The sequence below is a fragment of the Amycolatopsis silviterrae genome (genome assembly GCF_042684085.1).
GTDB classification, from domain to species: domain Bacteria; phylum Actinomycetota; class Actinomycetes; order Mycobacteriales; family Pseudonocardiaceae; genus Amycolatopsis; species Amycolatopsis silviterrae.
In genome coordinates this window covers 580,568-594,432 of sequence record NZ_JBHUKS010000004.1, presented here as the reverse complement: position 1 = coordinate 594,432, position 13,865 = coordinate 580,568, and the positions used below count along the sequence as shown (strand labels likewise).

Annotated in this window: 17 protein-coding genes; 12 read left to right on the top strand and 5 right to left on the bottom strand. The window is 68.5% G+C overall.

What is annotated here, in order from left to right:
* Positions 1-8 precede the first annotated feature (8 nt).
* Positions 9-1,307, top strand: coding sequence for a DUF445 domain-containing protein (locus ACFSVL_RS06575; RefSeq protein WP_378301383.1), 1,299 nt, complete (start codon positions 9-11; stop codon positions 1,305-1,307).
* 811 nt (positions 1,308-2,118) lie between these two features.
* Here the strand turns inward: ACFSVL_RS06575 and ACFSVL_RS06570 are convergent.
* Positions 2,119-2,586: a CGNR zinc finger domain-containing protein gene (locus ACFSVL_RS06570; protein ID WP_378301381.1), complete on the bottom strand. Its 468-nt coding sequence runs from the start codon at positions 2,584-2,586 to the stop codon at positions 2,119-2,121.
* A gap of 94 nt (positions 2,587-2,680) precedes the next feature.
* Here ACFSVL_RS06570 and ACFSVL_RS06565 point away from each other — a divergent pair, with 94 nt between their 5' ends.
* From ACFSVL_RS06565 to ACFSVL_RS06555, 3 genes are read left to right on the top strand one after another with little or no spacing between them, the layout of a single operon-like run.
* The gene (locus ACFSVL_RS06565) at positions 2,681-3,046 is read left to right on the top strand and encodes a VOC family protein (protein WP_378301379.1); all 366 of its coding nucleotides are present in this window, start codon (positions 2,681-2,683) and stop codon (positions 3,044-3,046) included.
* Positions 3,047-3,079: 33 nt separating this feature from the next.
* Positions 3,080-3,388 carry a TFIIB-type zinc ribbon-containing protein gene (locus tag ACFSVL_RS06560; protein WP_378301377.1) on the top strand — a complete coding sequence of 103 codons (309 nt, stop codon included), beginning with the start codon at positions 3,080-3,082 and terminating at the stop codon, positions 3,386-3,388.
* Between the two features lies 1 nt (position 3,389).
* Positions 3,390-4,058 carry an AAA family ATPase gene (locus ACFSVL_RS06555; RefSeq protein ID WP_378301376.1) on the top strand — a complete coding sequence of 223 codons (669 nt, stop codon included), beginning with the start codon at positions 3,390-3,392 and terminating at the stop codon, positions 4,056-4,058.
* Here the strand turns inward: ACFSVL_RS06555 and ACFSVL_RS06550 are convergent.
* A complete protein-coding gene (locus ACFSVL_RS06550; protein WP_378301374.1) occupies positions 4,025-4,405 on the bottom strand; it encodes a winged helix-turn-helix transcriptional regulator in 381 nt (126 codons plus the stop codon). The genes ACFSVL_RS06555 and ACFSVL_RS06550 overlap by 34 nt on opposite strands.
* A 122-nt stretch (positions 4,406-4,527) precedes the next feature.
* Here ACFSVL_RS06550 and ACFSVL_RS06545 point away from each other — a divergent pair, with 122 nt between their 5' ends.
* Entirely contained in the window at positions 4,528-5,364 is an 837-nt protein-coding gene (locus tag ACFSVL_RS06545) for an enoyl-CoA hydratase/isomerase family protein (protein ID WP_378301372.1), read from the top strand.
* Here the strand turns inward: ACFSVL_RS06545 and ACFSVL_RS06540 are convergent, their stop codons facing one another.
* Positions 5,365-6,504: a methyltransferase domain-containing protein gene (locus ACFSVL_RS06540; protein ID WP_378301370.1), complete on the bottom strand. Its 1,140-nt coding sequence runs from the start codon at positions 6,502-6,504 to the stop codon at positions 5,365-5,367. It lies immediately after the preceding gene.
* A gap of 140 nt (positions 6,505-6,644) precedes the next feature.
* Here ACFSVL_RS06540 and ACFSVL_RS06535 point away from each other — a divergent pair, with 140 nt between their 5' ends.
* The 5 genes from ACFSVL_RS06535 to ACFSVL_RS06515 all read left to right on the top strand — a co-directional run bounded on the left by ACFSVL_RS06535 (position 6,645) and on the right by ACFSVL_RS06515 (position 10,795).
* Positions 6,645-7,040: a helix-turn-helix domain-containing protein gene (locus tag ACFSVL_RS06535; RefSeq protein ID WP_378302004.1), complete on the top strand. Its 396-nt coding sequence runs from the start codon at positions 6,645-6,647 to the stop codon at positions 7,038-7,040.
* Positions 7,037-7,717, top strand: coding sequence for a hypothetical protein (locus ACFSVL_RS06530; RefSeq protein ID WP_378301368.1), 681 nt, complete (start codon positions 7,037-7,039; stop codon positions 7,715-7,717). Before ACFSVL_RS06535 ends, ACFSVL_RS06530 begins: the two co-directional genes overlap by 4 nt.
* A gap of 826 nt (positions 7,718-8,543) precedes the next feature.
* A complete protein-coding gene (locus tag ACFSVL_RS06525; RefSeq protein ID WP_378301366.1) occupies positions 8,544-8,837 on the top strand; it encodes a DUF2516 family protein in 294 nt (97 codons plus the stop codon).
* Positions 8,838-8,868: 31 nt separating this feature from the next.
* Positions 8,869-9,414, top strand: a complete 546-nt coding sequence (locus tag ACFSVL_RS06520; RefSeq protein WP_378301364.1) for a YbaK/EbsC family protein — start codon at positions 8,869-8,871, stop codon at positions 9,412-9,414.
* 10 nt (positions 9,415-9,424) lie between these two features.
* Positions 9,425-10,795: an aromatic amino acid lyase gene (locus ACFSVL_RS06515; RefSeq protein ID WP_378301362.1), complete on the top strand. Its 1,371-nt coding sequence runs from the start codon at positions 9,425-9,427 to the stop codon at positions 10,793-10,795.
* A 4-nt stretch (positions 10,796-10,799) separates the two neighbouring features.
* On the opposite strand, the gene ACFSVL_RS06510 is transcribed toward ACFSVL_RS06515, so the two are convergent.
* Positions 10,800-11,513 (bottom strand): ABC transporter permease, encoded by a 714-nt coding sequence (locus ACFSVL_RS06510; RefSeq protein ID WP_378301360.1) that lies wholly within the window; start codon positions 11,511-11,513, stop codon positions 10,800-10,802.
* Entirely contained in the window at positions 11,510-12,202 is a 693-nt protein-coding gene (locus ACFSVL_RS06505; RefSeq protein WP_378301358.1) for an ABC transporter permease, read from the bottom strand. The genes ACFSVL_RS06510 and ACFSVL_RS06505 overlap by 4 nt, the downstream gene beginning before the upstream one ends.
* 139 nt (positions 12,203-12,341) lie before the next feature.
* Between ACFSVL_RS06505 and ACFSVL_RS06500 the strand changes: the two genes are divergently transcribed.
* The gene (locus ACFSVL_RS06500; protein WP_378301357.1) at positions 12,342-13,259 is read left to right on the top strand and encodes an ABC transporter substrate-binding protein; all 918 of its coding nucleotides are present in this window, start codon (positions 12,342-12,344) and stop codon (positions 13,257-13,259) included.
* A 96-nt stretch (positions 13,260-13,355) separates the two neighbouring features.
* Positions 13,356-13,790: an SRPBCC family protein gene (locus tag ACFSVL_RS06495; protein ID WP_378301355.1), complete on the top strand. Its 435-nt coding sequence runs from the start codon at positions 13,356-13,358 to the stop codon at positions 13,788-13,790.
* Positions 13,791-13,865: the final 75 nt, after the last annotated feature.

Below are 13,865 nucleotides of genomic sequence, written 5' to 3'. Positions count from 1 at the left end.
ATGGCGGTGTGGAGCAACTCACCCCAGGCAAGGTCACGCCCGCGGATCCGCCCGGCGGGACCGCCGGCGAAGAGGCGAAACGGCGCGGCCTGCGCAAGATGAAGCTGGTCGCGCTGTCCTTCCTGCTCGGCGCGACGGTCGTGTTCCTGCTGACGAGCTGGGCGGAGTCGGCGGGCTGGGGAGGCTGGGTCGGCTACGTGCGCGCCGCGGCCGAGGCGGGCATGGTCGGCGCGCTCGCGGACTGGTTCGCGGTGACCGCGCTGTTCCGGCATCCGCTGGGCCTGCGGATCCCGCACACCGCGATCATCCCGAACAAGAAGGACGCGCTGGGCAACAGCCTCGGCGAGTTCGTCGGCTCGAACTTCCTGTCCCCGGACGTCATCCGCGACAAACTCCGCCGCGTCGAGGTCGCCAGCAGGCTCGGCGGCTGGCTCTCCCAGCGCGACAACGCCGAACGCGTGACGTCGGAACTGGCGACGGTCGTGCGCGGCGCGGTGACGGTGCTCCGCGACGAGGACGTGCAGGCGATCATGGAGCAGGCCGTGGTCAAGCGCGTGATCGACAAACCGTGGGGCCCGCCGCTCGGCAAGATCCTGGCCGGCGTCTTCGAGGACGGCGCGCACCACAAGCTGGTGGACCTGATGTGCGACCGGGCCTATGAATGGGTCCGGGACAACCACCAGACGATGCTGCGCGTGGTGTCCGACCGCGCACCGAGCTGGTCGCCGAAGTTCGTGGACGAAATGCTGGCGGACAAGGTGTACGGCGAGGTCCTGACCTTCACGTGGGCGGTGAAAACGGATGTCAACCACCCGATGCGCCTCGCGCTGGACAAGTTCCTCGGCGAGTTCGCCCAAGACCTGCAGACCGACCCGAAGACCATGGAGCGGGCCGAGCAGGTCAAGGGCCAGATCGTGAGCCACGCGGAAGTGCAGAAGCTGATCGGCAACGCGTGGGCGACGGCCAAGGAGATGCTGCTGAAGGCCGCGGAGGACCCGTCGAGCGAACTGCGCCAGCGAGTCCGGGGAGGCCTGGAATCACTGGGCAAACGCCTGGTGGACGACCCGTCGATGACGTCGAAGGTGGACGGCTGGGTCGAGGGCGCGGCGGTCTACCTGGTGACCCACTACTCCCGCGAGATCACGACGATCATCACGGACACGGTCGAGCGGTGGGATGCCGAGGAGACTTCGCGGAAGATCGAACTGCAGGTCGGGCGGGATCTGCAGTTCATCCGGATCAACGGGACCGTGGTGGGGGCGCTGGCCGGCCTGGTGATTTACGCGGTGGCGCAGTTGTTGTTCTGAGGTTGTTCTGGTGCGGGGGCTTGGTTGGGGATGGCTGGGCTGCGGGGATTCGGCTGAGCGGTGAGTTGGCTTGGAGTCTTGCTGTCGTGCTGGGACGGGCTGAAGGGGCTGTGGGGGTTGGCTGAGTGGCGGGTTGGCTTGGAGTCTCGCTGTCCTGTTGGGACGGGTCTGAAGGGGCTGTGGGGGTTGGCTGAGTGGCGGGTTGGCTCGGAGTCTCGCTGTCCTGCTGGGCAAGGCTGAAAGGCTGCGGGCTGGGGGTTCGGTCGAGGGGCTGGCTAGCGGCCGCAGGTTGCCTGCGCCCGGGGAGGATTCGTCGGCCCGCGGGCGGTATCTACCGCTCGGCGGCTGGCGCTGCTGGCCAGCTACCGAGGTCCGGTGCGACCTAAGCCAGCCAGCCGTCTTGCTGGTTTTCGTTGTGGTTGAGCGGAATTCGCCAGCGAGACAGCTCCGATGCGCTTGCCTGCGAGGCAGGCGGAAGCACCTGTCCCGCCGTGCGCGGAAGCTATCTGACTGCGTCCTGCCGCAGCCTCAGCTCAAGCTTGCGGATCGCCGCCGACGCCACCTCATCGGCCCCGGCGGCACGCGCTCTTCCTCATCTGCGGCCAGGCGCGGCGGGTGCTCCGTCGCATGCGCGCCGTCCTATACCACAGCCGTGGCCCGCTCAAACCAGTTGTCCACAGGAAGCTGAGTTATCCCCGGGGTTATCCACAGGAATTCACGGTGATGGCCTAATCGCTGTCCACAACTTGTGGGGATCCGGGGCATCTGCACGTGCATATGTGGTGTGTGTGGACAAGTTGTCCACAGGGGGTCAGTTGTGCACAGCCGCCGTGCGGGCGCGCCAGGAGCGGGCTTTTTCGCGGTTGCCGCAGACGCGCATCGAGCACCAGGTGCGGGAGCGGTTGCGGGATTCGTCGAAGAAGGCCCAGAGGCAGTCGTCGGCGGGGCAGATTTTGAGCCGGACCCAGTCGCCCCGGATGGCCAGGCGGGTGGTCGCGGCGAGGGTCGCGGTGATGGCGTCCGGGGTGAGCAGCGCCGGGCCGGTGTCGGTGAGCGTGAAGCGGAGCGGGACGTCCAGGGTGGTCGCGGGCAGCCGCGGATCGCCGACCGCGGCGCGCAGGCTGTCTCGCACGGCGCGGGCTTCGGCCGGATCGTTCGGCGTCACGTCGTGGTCCGCGGCCCACTGGTGCCACAGTCCCGGATCGTCCAGCAGGTCGTCGCCCCGTTCGATGTCGACGGTGTTGAGAAAGGCGACCACCAGGGAAGCGTCGGTGTGCACCAGCCCAGTGTACGGGCGATAGCGGTTGCGACCTGGCTTCCTAACCGACATACTCACTTTACTGGTTACGCGACGAGGAAAGGATGGACGAAAAATGGGTGCGATTCCGACGTTCGGCGGCATTGCGTTCGACTGTCCGGACCCCGCGGCGCTCGCCGGTTTTTACCGCTCCCTGCTTGAGTGGGACGAACCTGAGATCGCCCCGGACAACCACTGGGCCACGCTCGTCGACCCGCGCGGCGTCCGGCTGGAATTCCAGCGGGTGGCCGAGTACCGCGCGCCCGAATGGCCGTCGCAGGAGAAGCCGCAGCAGGCGCACGTCGACCTCGATGTCACTGATCTGGAGGCCGCTCACCAGCGCGTTCTCGGGCTGGGCGCGAAGCTGCTCGACGATTCCCCGGAGACGTTCCGCGTGTACGCCGATCCGGTGGGCCACCCGTTCTGCCTGTGCGCCTGCTGACACGGCACGGCAAATCCGCGTAGGGTCGGCTGCGTGATTTGTCCGAAGTGTCAGAACATGATGCGCACGGTCGACAAGAACGGCGTCCACATCGAGCAGTGCGACGGCTGCCGCGGGATCTTCCTCGACCGCGGCGAGCTGGAGCAGATCGCCGGTGCGGAGAGCGCTTTCTACCGGCAGCCGCCGCCGTACGGAGCGCCGCACGGCCGTCCCGATTCGCCGCGTCCCTACCAAGGCGGGTACTCGGATTCGCCCCGTCCGTACCGGGGCGGGCACGCGGATTCGCCGCGACCGTACGGCGGGCACCGCAAGCGCAGTTTCCTCGAGAACCTCTTCGACTGAGTTGTCCACCGTCCCAGTAGCGCTTGATCTGCGGATCTGTCCGGCCTGTGGCGACCGTGCGAGTTGTCCACAGGCCGACGGGGACACGTTGTGGTGCGCGGTATGCGGACATCGGTGGCCGTTCCGGCGGCTGCCGTTGTTCGCGTTGACGGGGCCGAGTGCGGGCGGAAAATCGACCGTCGGGCCGAAGCTGGCGCAGCGGTTGGCGGGCGAGGCCGTCGTGCTGGAACAGGACGTGCTGTGGACCGGCGCGTTGCGCGACGACGTACCCGGAAATCCGGCGTTCCGCGGCGCTTGGCTCAGGATGGCCGCGATGCTGCACCAGAACGGACGGCCGGTCGTGCTGTGCGGGACGGTCGCGCCGCAGGAGCTGGAACCGTTGCCAGAGCGGGTTTTCTTCTCGGAAGTGCACTACCTGGCGCTGGTCGCGGACGACGACACTCTGCGCAGGCGGCTGCGTGCCCGGCCGGCGTGGCGGGAATGGGACGAGCCGCGCATCGAGGAGATGCTCGAGTTCAACCTGTGGATACGTGGGCAGGTCGAGTCCATCGACACGACGGACGCCCGGCTCGGCGACGTCGTGACCGCCGTGGAGGACTGGGTCCGGTCCAGGATTGGGTCCGACCTAGCGACCCTTCACGATCCTTCCGTGCGGACGCGTTCGTCGTAGCTCCGCTGGGAGTCGTGGATTTCGGCGGTGTGCGCGACAGTCCAGTCGTACAGTCGACCGAACGGCTCGCGGAGGGATTCGCCAAGCGGCGTAAGGGAATACTCGACGCCGACCGGAGACGTCGGCAGCACTCGCCGGACGATCATGCCGTTGCGTTCCAGCCGGCGCAGGGTTTGGGTCAGCACGCGCTGCGTCACGCCTTCCAGCCGGCGCTTGATGTCGTTGAACCGGCGCGGCTCCTCCAGCACGGCCATCGCCATCATCGACCATTTGTCGGCGATCTGGTCGAGAATCGGGCGGCTGGGACAGTCGGCCCGGTAGACGATTCCGGGGTCAGGAGCGGCCATCTCGGTATCCTCCATGATCCTTGCGATGCCCAAAGTGCGTTATTGACGCTGGTCGGTCCGGGTCCGAGTCTAGGTATGCATCAGGAACTTAGCTGCCTGCCGGATACGTATCGGAGACCCGCATGCCCCACGACGCCTACGCGACCCTGCGAGTGAGCCGCGAGGCCGGCCTCGTCCGCGTCACTATCCACAACCCGCCCGTCAACGTCCTCGACGTCGCCCTCATGGCGGACCTCCGGCGGCTGCTGACCACGCTGCGGGACGACGAATCGGCGCGGGTGATCGTCTTCGACAGCGCCGACCCGGACTTCTTCATCGCGCACGTCGACATGTCGCTGGTCGACGCGCCGGACGCGTTCGACCAGTTCACCCCCGAAGTGCCCCCGGGATTGAACGTTTTCCAGGCATTGGGCGAGCTGCTGCGGCACCAGCCGCAGGTGACGATCGTCAAGCTGGCCGGCCTGGCGCGCGGCGGCGGGGCGGAGTTCGTCGCGGCCGCGGACATGACCTTCGCGGCGATCGGCTCCGCCGGGATCGGCCAGATCGAGGCGCTGATGGGCATCGTTCCGGGCGGTGGCGGAACGCAGTATCTAGCCAGTCGGGTCGGCCGGAATCGTGCGCTGGAAGTCGTGCTCGGGGCGGAGTTGTACGACGCGCAGACGGCTGAACGCTACGGCTGGGTCAACCGGGCGGTGCCCGCGGACGAGCTGGATGAGGTTGTCGATCGGGTGGCGCGCAACATCGCCGCGTTGCCGGAAGGCGTGGTCGCGGCGGCGAAACAGGCTGTCGTTCCGGACGATTTGTCGGCGGGATTTCAACGGGAACACGATGCTTGGGCGGGGCAGTTCGTGCGGCCCGCCGCGGAGTCGCTGATTCGCGGCGGGCTGGCGCGCGGCGCGCAGACGCGGGCTGGGGAACGTGATTTGGAGGGGCTGCTTCGCGGGGTGGCCGAAGGCTGATCAGCCGAATTGCCAGCGGTTTTCGGATTGCGGGTCGTCCAGCCAGAAGGTTTGTTCTTCGCTGTTCACCGTGAGCCCGAAACGGGACCGGCTCGGGCGGCCCAGCGATTCCCAGCGGCGGTGCGAGTCCTCGGCGAGATCCCACAATGCGCGCGGACCTCCTTGCGCTACCTCGAAACCCGAGTCCGTTCGGCGGGTTCTGGCCCAGGAACCGTCCGGATGCGACAGTGCGAACGCGCCGTTCGGATCGACGTGGACGGGACGGGCATCGGGCAGTTCCAGCGAAGCGAAGAATTCAAAGTGTCGTTGTGGTTTAAGGACATCCGACATCGAGAGTTCAGTCGGACGCCATGGGATGTCGGTGGCGGGCGGGAGTTCCGCGAGCGGTGGCAGCCGATGTGCGCGCAGGGGCATGAACCGGCCGTCTCGGGCTAGGACTTGGCCTTCGGCGGTCGCGCCTTCGCCCGCGGTCAGGCGGACGAGCCCGCCGCCGAGGGGGCGGTTGAGGGTGGTGACCAGGTGGCCGCCGGGGAGTGTTTGATCAAGCCAGGCAAGGGGAATCCTCGATACCGACGCGGTGCACAGGACCCGGTCGAAGAGGACTCCGGCGGGGAAGCCGAGTGCGCCGTCGCCGGTCGCGCAAGCCGGTGCGTAACCGCAGGAGGTCAGGCGTTCTTGTGCGGCGGCGGCGATTCCGGCGTCGATATCCACTGTGGACACTTGGCCGGAACCGCAGCGGTGACACAGCAAGCCGGCGTTGTAGCCGGTTCCGGTGCCGATCTCCAGTACCCGGTCGCCGTCGCGGACCAGGAGTTCTTCCAGCATGATCGCCATGATCGCGGGCATGCTGGACGAACTGGTCGGCACGCCGGGCACCGGTCCGCTCGCGCGGGCGCGGTCCCAGAGTGCCGGATCGTCGTCGAGCTGGGTGACCAGGACGTCGCGCGAATAAACGCGGTCCAGCCAGTCCGGGTCGCTGCGGTCGACCGCGGCCCAGCGGGGGCCGGCGGGCACGAAAAACCGCGGCAGGAACACGTGCCGCGGGACGGTCGCGAAGGCATCCGCCCAGGCTTCGTCGTGCAGCACGTCCTCTTCGACGAGCTGCCGGACCAGGCGTCGACGCAACCGTTGTGCCCGCATAAGCCCAGGGTAACGGGGTGAGCGGAACCACACCCGATGGTTGCAAGCAGGGTGCTTGCAATAGCTAGCACGCGAGCGTACTGTCGAGTAGGTCGCGAGGAGGTGACCGGATGACAGAACCCGGCGGAGCACAGCGCCCCATGGACAAGGTCGCGGACATCGCCTCCGACATCGGCGAGTACATCCGCCAGCAGCGCAGTTCCGCGAAGATTTCCCTGCGCCAGCTGTCGAAACTGGCCGGAGTGTCCAATCCGTACCTGAGCCAGATCGAGCGCGGGGTCCGCAAACCCAGCGCGGAGATCCTGCAGCAGATCGCCAAAGGGCTGCGGATCTCGGCCGAAGCGTTGTACGTGCAGGCCGGGATTCTCGACCTGCCGACCGGCGGCCCGGTCGGCGACGCGATCCGCGCCGACGCCGAGCTGACCGAACGGCAGAAGCAGGTCCTGCTCGACGTCTACGAGTCCTTCCGGCGCGAAAACGCCGCCGCGAGCACCGCACCGAAGACCACCCAAGAGACCACTGAGGAGTCGGCATGACCACGCCCAAGACCGAGGACGTCCGCAAGGCCGTCAACACCGCGCTCGACCAGGTCCGCACCCCGCTGCTCGCCGCGCTCGGCGCCGGCAACCTGGCCAGCCAGGCCGTGACCGACGCGGTTTCCAAGGCCCGCGCCAACGTCACCAAGAACACCGAAGCCGCCCGCAAGGGCTTCGAGGAGCTGCCGACCGACGTCGAAAGCCTCCGCGAGAAGCTCGACCCGGCCGAACTGCGCAAGGCCATTGACGAGTACACCGAGGCCGCGCTGAAGCTGTACAACAAGCTGGCCGAGTCCGGCGAGCAGGCGTGGGACAAGATCGCCGCGCAGCCGCAGGTCAAGAAGGCCCTTGAGCAGCTGGACGACGCGCTGACCGCCGCGCAGGAGCGCGTCGACGGCCTGACCGAGGAGACCCGCGAGCGCGTCGACGGCGTGCTGGCGAAGGTCACCAAGCGCACCCGCTCGGCAGGCGAGAAGGCCGCCCGCAAGGTGACCGAGGTGGCCGGCGAGACCGCCGACGCCGTCGAGGAAATCGGCGAGAACGTCGCGCACGAGACCCGGTCGGTCGCCCGCAAGGCCGCGAACCGCACCGCGCCGAAGACCGCCACGCCGGCCCGCCGCACGACCACCACGACGGCGAACGCCAAGAAGCCTGCCGCGCCGAAGACGGAGAAGTGACGGCTCAGCACTGACCGCGGTCCGGGCGCCTGCCCGAACCGTTGCGGCGGCCCGGTTCGCGCCGGGGTGCCGAGGGCGAGAATTGAAGATCGAGGGGTCGCACGGCGGCCGGGCCTGAGTTGGTCCGGTCGCCGTGTGCTGTGTTGGGGGAGTTTCGCCGGGCTGTGTTGGGGGAGCTTGCCGGGCGGGCGCAGGGGCGCTGGGGCGGTGGACGCTGCGGGGGCGCGGGTGCCGCAGGGCGCGGGTGTCGTGGGTGTGCTGGATGCGCCCCAATGCGGCGTTGGTTGCGTGAGATGCACCGAATGCCGCATTGGGTGCGTGGGATGCACCCAATGTGGCATTGGGGCGGCCGGGGCGGCGGCTGACGTTGGGTCGGACCTAGGTTGAGGGATCTTCGCTGGGTCGGACCTAGGTTCCGGTGGCGGACGTGGGTTCGGCCTAAGCCGAGGTCGGACCTAAGCCGCGGGCCAGACAGGCCTTGGCGGCGACAGGCAACGGGCCTGGGGCGGGCATGGAAGGTGGGCCAGTCCAAGGCAGGGTTGAACCGGACTCCGCCGGACCTGAGGCGGCCCGGTTGCTTCCCGTCGCCCTGGCTGCTCCGAGACAACCCACCGAGATCTGAGGCGGCCCGGCTGCTTCCAAGCCCCCGCCTCCTTCAAGGCTCCGAATCCGGGACACCCCAGCCAGAGTGACCGTTGTCACCCCGCCTCCTCCCCGCGCCGATCATGGCCAGCCCCAAGCCCATCCCGCCCTGACCAGCGGGCGCGGGGCGGCGGTGGGTTTCGGGGGTTCGGGAGGCGTGGGCGGTTTGCCGTAAGCTGGGATCGTGCTGGTTGCCGATTGGATCCTCAGGGTCATCCACTGGGGCAGCGCCTTGGTCGGGCTTTTCGCCTTCGTTCACGCGCTGCTGCAGCGGGCCGACGCGTACTCGGCGGCCGATCGCAAGACCAAGCCGATCTGGATGCTGATCACCGGCGGGTCCACGCTCGCGCTGGTGCTCTTCCAGATCCAGGGGCCTGGGTTCATCTTCTGGGTGCCCGCGATGGCGGCGGCGCTTGTCTACATCGTCGACGTGCGGCCGAAGCTGATCGAGGTCCAGCGAGGCCACCGCAACTGGTGACGGGCGGGCCGGGCGGATTACATTCGGGCCGGTGACCACCTGGACTATCGCTGGAAGCCTCACCGTCGTTCCCGCGCCGACCCGTACTGACCTGCTTGCCGAACCTGTCGCGAAGGCGCTCGCCGCGATGCCCGCGCCGGACGCGCTCGGCGTCACCGAGATCGATCCGGAACTCGCGGATACCGCCGCGTTCTGCGAGGCGTACGGGTCGCCGTTGACCGCGTCCGCCAACTGTGTCGTTGTGGCTGGTAAGCGGGCTGGGGAAGTGCGGTTCGCCGCGGCGCTCGTGCTCGCGACTACCCGCGCCGACGTCAACGGGGTGATCAAGCGTCGCCTCGACGTGCGGAAGGCGTCTTTCGCGCCGATGGACGAGGCCGTTTCCCTCACGGGCATGGAGTACGGCGGCATCACGCCGGTCGGGCTGCCTGAGGGCTGGCCGATCCTCATCGACCAGGCCGTTGCCGACGCTCCGGAGCTGGTGATCGGCAGCGGGATCCGCGGCAGCAAGCTGCTGATCTCCGGTTCGGCGCTCGCGGGGCTGCCGAATGCCGAGGTCATCGACGGGCTCGCGCGCTGATCTGTCCATAGTGGACGACGTCACGCCGAGTCCGGCTGTTCTTGAAGCCCTTAGGCGGCAGCGGGCGGCGATGCTGGCCGCGCTGGAGGGGGACCGCCCGGTCTACGGGGTCAGCACCGGGATGGGGCGGCTCGCGGGGACCCGGCTCACGGCTGAGCAGCAGGCCGATCACCAGCGCAATCTCCTGGTCGGCCGGGCGGTCGGCGGGCCGCCGTGGTTGTCGCCGGAGCTGACCTGTGCGTTGCTGCGCATGCGATTGCGCGGGTTTCTGCGCGGTGACGCGGCGGTCAGTCCGGAGCTGGTCGTCTTCCTCGCTGACCGGATCAACGACGGCTTCCTGCCCGCCGTCCCGCGCGACAGTCTCGGCAGCGCGGGGGAGATCATCCCGCTGGCGCACGCGTTCCAGACCTTCGTCGGGATCGGCACTGTCCTCGACGACGGTGCCGGGATCCCGGCGGCGGAAGCGTTGCAGCGGCGCGGGGTGGAGCCGTTCGTGCTCGGGCCGAAGGAGGGGGCGAGCCTGATCCAAGGCTCGCCGTTGTCCGAGGCGTACGCGTGGGTTTGCGCGGGGCGAGCGCGTCGGCTGGTCGAATGGCAGACGGTCTGCGCGGCCATCGCGGTGGACGTTCTCGGTGCGCCGCAAGCGATTTACCGCGGTACGAGGATCGAGAAGCTCATCGCGGGCGCGGCGACCAGGCCGGAGGTGGTGCAGGCGCCGATCTCGGTGCGGGTCGGGCCGAAGGTGCTCGAATACGCCAGCCAGGCCACCGAGGAGCTACGGGAAACCCTGCAGGAGTCCTGGGAAACTCCGGCGGACTCACCGGCGTTCCTCGACGGCGAGTTCGTCCCGACGACCGGTTATCACGCCGCCGCGCTCGGGCTTCGGATGGACGCCGTCAAGGCTGCGCTCATCCACGCGGCGGAGGTTTCGGTACAGCGGCTGCACCGGCTGCTTGACCCGCAGTTCAGCGGTCTGCCGTCGCAGCTCGCGGTGGATCCGGGGCCGCAGGCCGGGCTTACGCCGTTGCACAAACGTGCGGCTGGCGAGCTGCATGCGATGTGCCGGCTGGCTGCTCCGGCGACGCTTGGCTCGCTGGACACGTCCGCTGGTCAGGAGGATGTGCAAGCGTTTGCCAGCGCGGCCGGAGCCGAACTCGAGACCGTCATCGAACGGTTCTTCGCGATCACCGCGTGCGAGCTGATCGCTGGACGGCAGGCGCGGTACCTCAGCGGAGGACCTGGGGCGCCGAAGCTGGCTGACACTTACGCATGGCTCGGGGCGAGGGTGGAGCCGGTGGTGGTTGACCGGTCGTTGGGGGAGGAAGTTGAGAGGCTGGCTAAGGCGTGTCGTGAGTGGCAATCACGGTTAGAACCGCGATAGACACTCACGAGTCCCGGCGCGCCTGCTGAAGCGCGAGCCCCCGAGGCGTAGCGAGCTTGGTCAGCAGCGCGAACACCCCCTCGCACACCAGCGCCAGGATCACCACAGCCACACCGCCGCCGAAGATCTCGCCGTGGCCCTGCTCGCCGAGTGCGAAACCGTCCACGATGTAGCGGCCGAGACCGCCGCCGTCGTTGACGATCGCGCCGATCGCGACCGTCGCCACCAGCTGCAGGAACGCCACTCGCGCGGCGGCCACGAGCACCGGCGACGCCAGCGGCAGTTCCACGCGCAGCATGATCTGCCATTCGCGATACCCGGTGCCGCGCGCCGCGTCCACGACGTCCTGTTCCACCTGCACCACCCCGGCGTAGGTGTTGGTGAACAGCGGCGGCAGCGCGAGCGCGACGAGCGCGAGCAGCAGCGGCCAGAAGTCCGTGTTCGCGCCCCACCTGCTGGCCAGGAACCAGAACAGGATGATCAACCCGAAGCTCGGGATCGCGCGGCCGATGTTCACCGCGCTGCTCGCCAGGAATTGGCCGCGCCGGTAGTGCGCGAGCCACAGCGCGAACGGGACCGTCAGGACGATCGAGATCACCAGCGCCAGCGCGGAAAACCACAGATGCTGCACGGTCCGGAACGGAATCCCGGCCGGATCGGTCCAGCTCCAGCGGTTCGGGTCGGCCAGCCAGTGGCTCAGCTGCTCGAAAAAGCTCATCGGGCGGCCCTCCGAGCCCACGGGGCCAGCGCGCGTTCGCTCAGCCACAGCAGCAGGTCGACGAGCACCGCCAGTGCGATCGACAGGACGATGCCGACGATGATCGGGCTCGGGTTGGGGATCGGCGTCTGGATGCCGGCGCGGATGAAGTAGCCGAGCCCGCCCTTGCCGAGCAGCGACGTGACGGTGACCAGGCCGATCGTCGTCACCGCGGCCACCCGCAGCCCGGCGATCACCACCGGCAGCGCGAGCGGCAGTTCCACCTGCCACAACAGCCGCCGCGGCGTGAAGCCCATCCCGACCGCCGCTTCGCGCACCTCCGTCGGCACCTGCTGCACGCCGGTCACGATGTTGCGGATCAGGATCAGCAGCGTGTACGTGGCCAGCGGGATCACCGAGGTGGCGAAGGAGAACCCGAGCACCGGAACCAGCAGCGCGAACGCGCCAAGGCTCGGGATCACGTAGAGCGCGCCCGCCGTGCCGACGACGAACGGATAGAACCAGCGGTAGCGCAGGCACACCGTGGCCAGCGCGAGCGAGACCACGAGGCCGACGCCGAGCGCGGTCGCGGTGAGCGCGATGTGCTCGCCGAGCCGCTGGAGGATCGCGTCCGCGTTGCGTTCGACCCACCGCCATTCGAAGAGGGGACGGCTGCTGTCGGCCAGCAGCGGAGTCACGGACGCGTGCACCGGATGAGGTTACCCCGATCGAGCGACATATTCCGGTCCCCGGGATTCCGTGGCGAGGATTCCTAACCAGTGGTTTCTGTCGGGGACCGCGGTTAGGGTCCATTCCCACTAACGAGTGAACTGAGGAGTGTGGGGACACGTGCGCTGGACCCGGAACATCCGAGTGGCCGCGCTGCTGGCGACGGCCGCGCTCGGCTTGACCGCGTGCGGTGGGGGAAGCGACCAGCCGGCCGCGCCGAGCAAGGGCGGCGCTCCGATCGTCGTCGCCTCGTTCAACTTCACCGACAGCCAGATCCTGGCCGAGATCTACGCGAGCGCGCTGGAGGCCAAGGGCTATCCGGTCACCCGGAAGCTGAACCTCGGCTCGCGGGAGCTGGTCTACCCGTCGCTCAAATCCGGCGAACTGCAGTTCCTGCCGGAGTACCAGGGCGCGGCGATCACGACCGGCTTCGGCAAGGAGGCCACTAAGGACGCCAAGGCCGAGCACGACCAGCTGGAGAAGCTGTTCGCGCCCGAGGGCGTCGGCCTGCTGAACTACGCGGCCGCCGAGGACAAGAACACCTACATCATGAAGGCCGACGTCGCGAAGTCGAAGGGCATCGCGTCGATCAGCGACCTGAAGAAGCTCGACAAGGTCGTCATGGCCGGTCCGCCGGAGTGCGAGAAGCGGCTGCCGTGCTTCCAGGGCTTCAAGGACGTCTACAAGCTGACGAACGCTACCTTCCAGACCGTGCAGGAGGCCGGGCCGCGCGTGCAGCAGCTCAACTCCGGCGCGGTCACGGTGATCCCGGTCGACTCGGTCAGCCCGCTGGTCGGCGACTCGCAGTACGTCGCGCTCAAGGACGACCTCACCATCGTGCCCACCGAGAACGTGGTGCCCGCGGTGAACAAGAAGGTGCTCGACGAGCGGGGCACGGACTTCGCGAACGTCGTCAACGCGGTCAGCGCGAAGCTCACCACGGACGGCATGCGCGAGCTGAACAAGCGGGTCGACGCGGACGGCGAGCCTGCCGCCGACGTGGCCAAGGACTGGCTGAAGCAGCAGGGGCTGGGCTGAGGTGTCGTGAGTGGCGATCACGGTTAGAACCGGGATCGCCACTCACGACACCCATGTGCAAAGGTGACCTCGGCGGAACCCCGAGGAGGAAACGACATGGGCAAGGTCACGGCCATCGCGGAGCGCACGATCGACGCGCCGGTGGAACGCGTGCGTGAGCTGGTCGCGGACTACGCCGAGACCCGGCCGAAGCTGCTCACCGAGCACTACCGCGACTACGAGGTCAGCGAGGGCGGGGTCGGCGCCGGCACGAACGCCAGCTGGAAGCTGCAGGCCACGTCCAAGCGCGTGCGCGACGTCGCGGCCACGGTGACCGAGCCGTCCCCGGGCACCTTCGTCGAGACCGACGCGAACTCCAGCATGGTCACCACCTGGTCGGTCACGCCGTCCGGCGAGCGTTCGCTGGTCCGCATCGAGACCAGCTGGGACGGCGCGGGCGGCGTCGGCGGCTTCTTCGAGAAGACCTTCGCGCCGGGCGGGCTGAAGAAGATCTACGACGGCGTGCTCGGCAAGCTCGCGGAGATCGTGTAGCGCTTGCCACAGCTCCGGGGACAATCGGAATGTGCGCCCCGGTTGCTCCGTTGGCCGGATAGGCGGGGCGCGCGC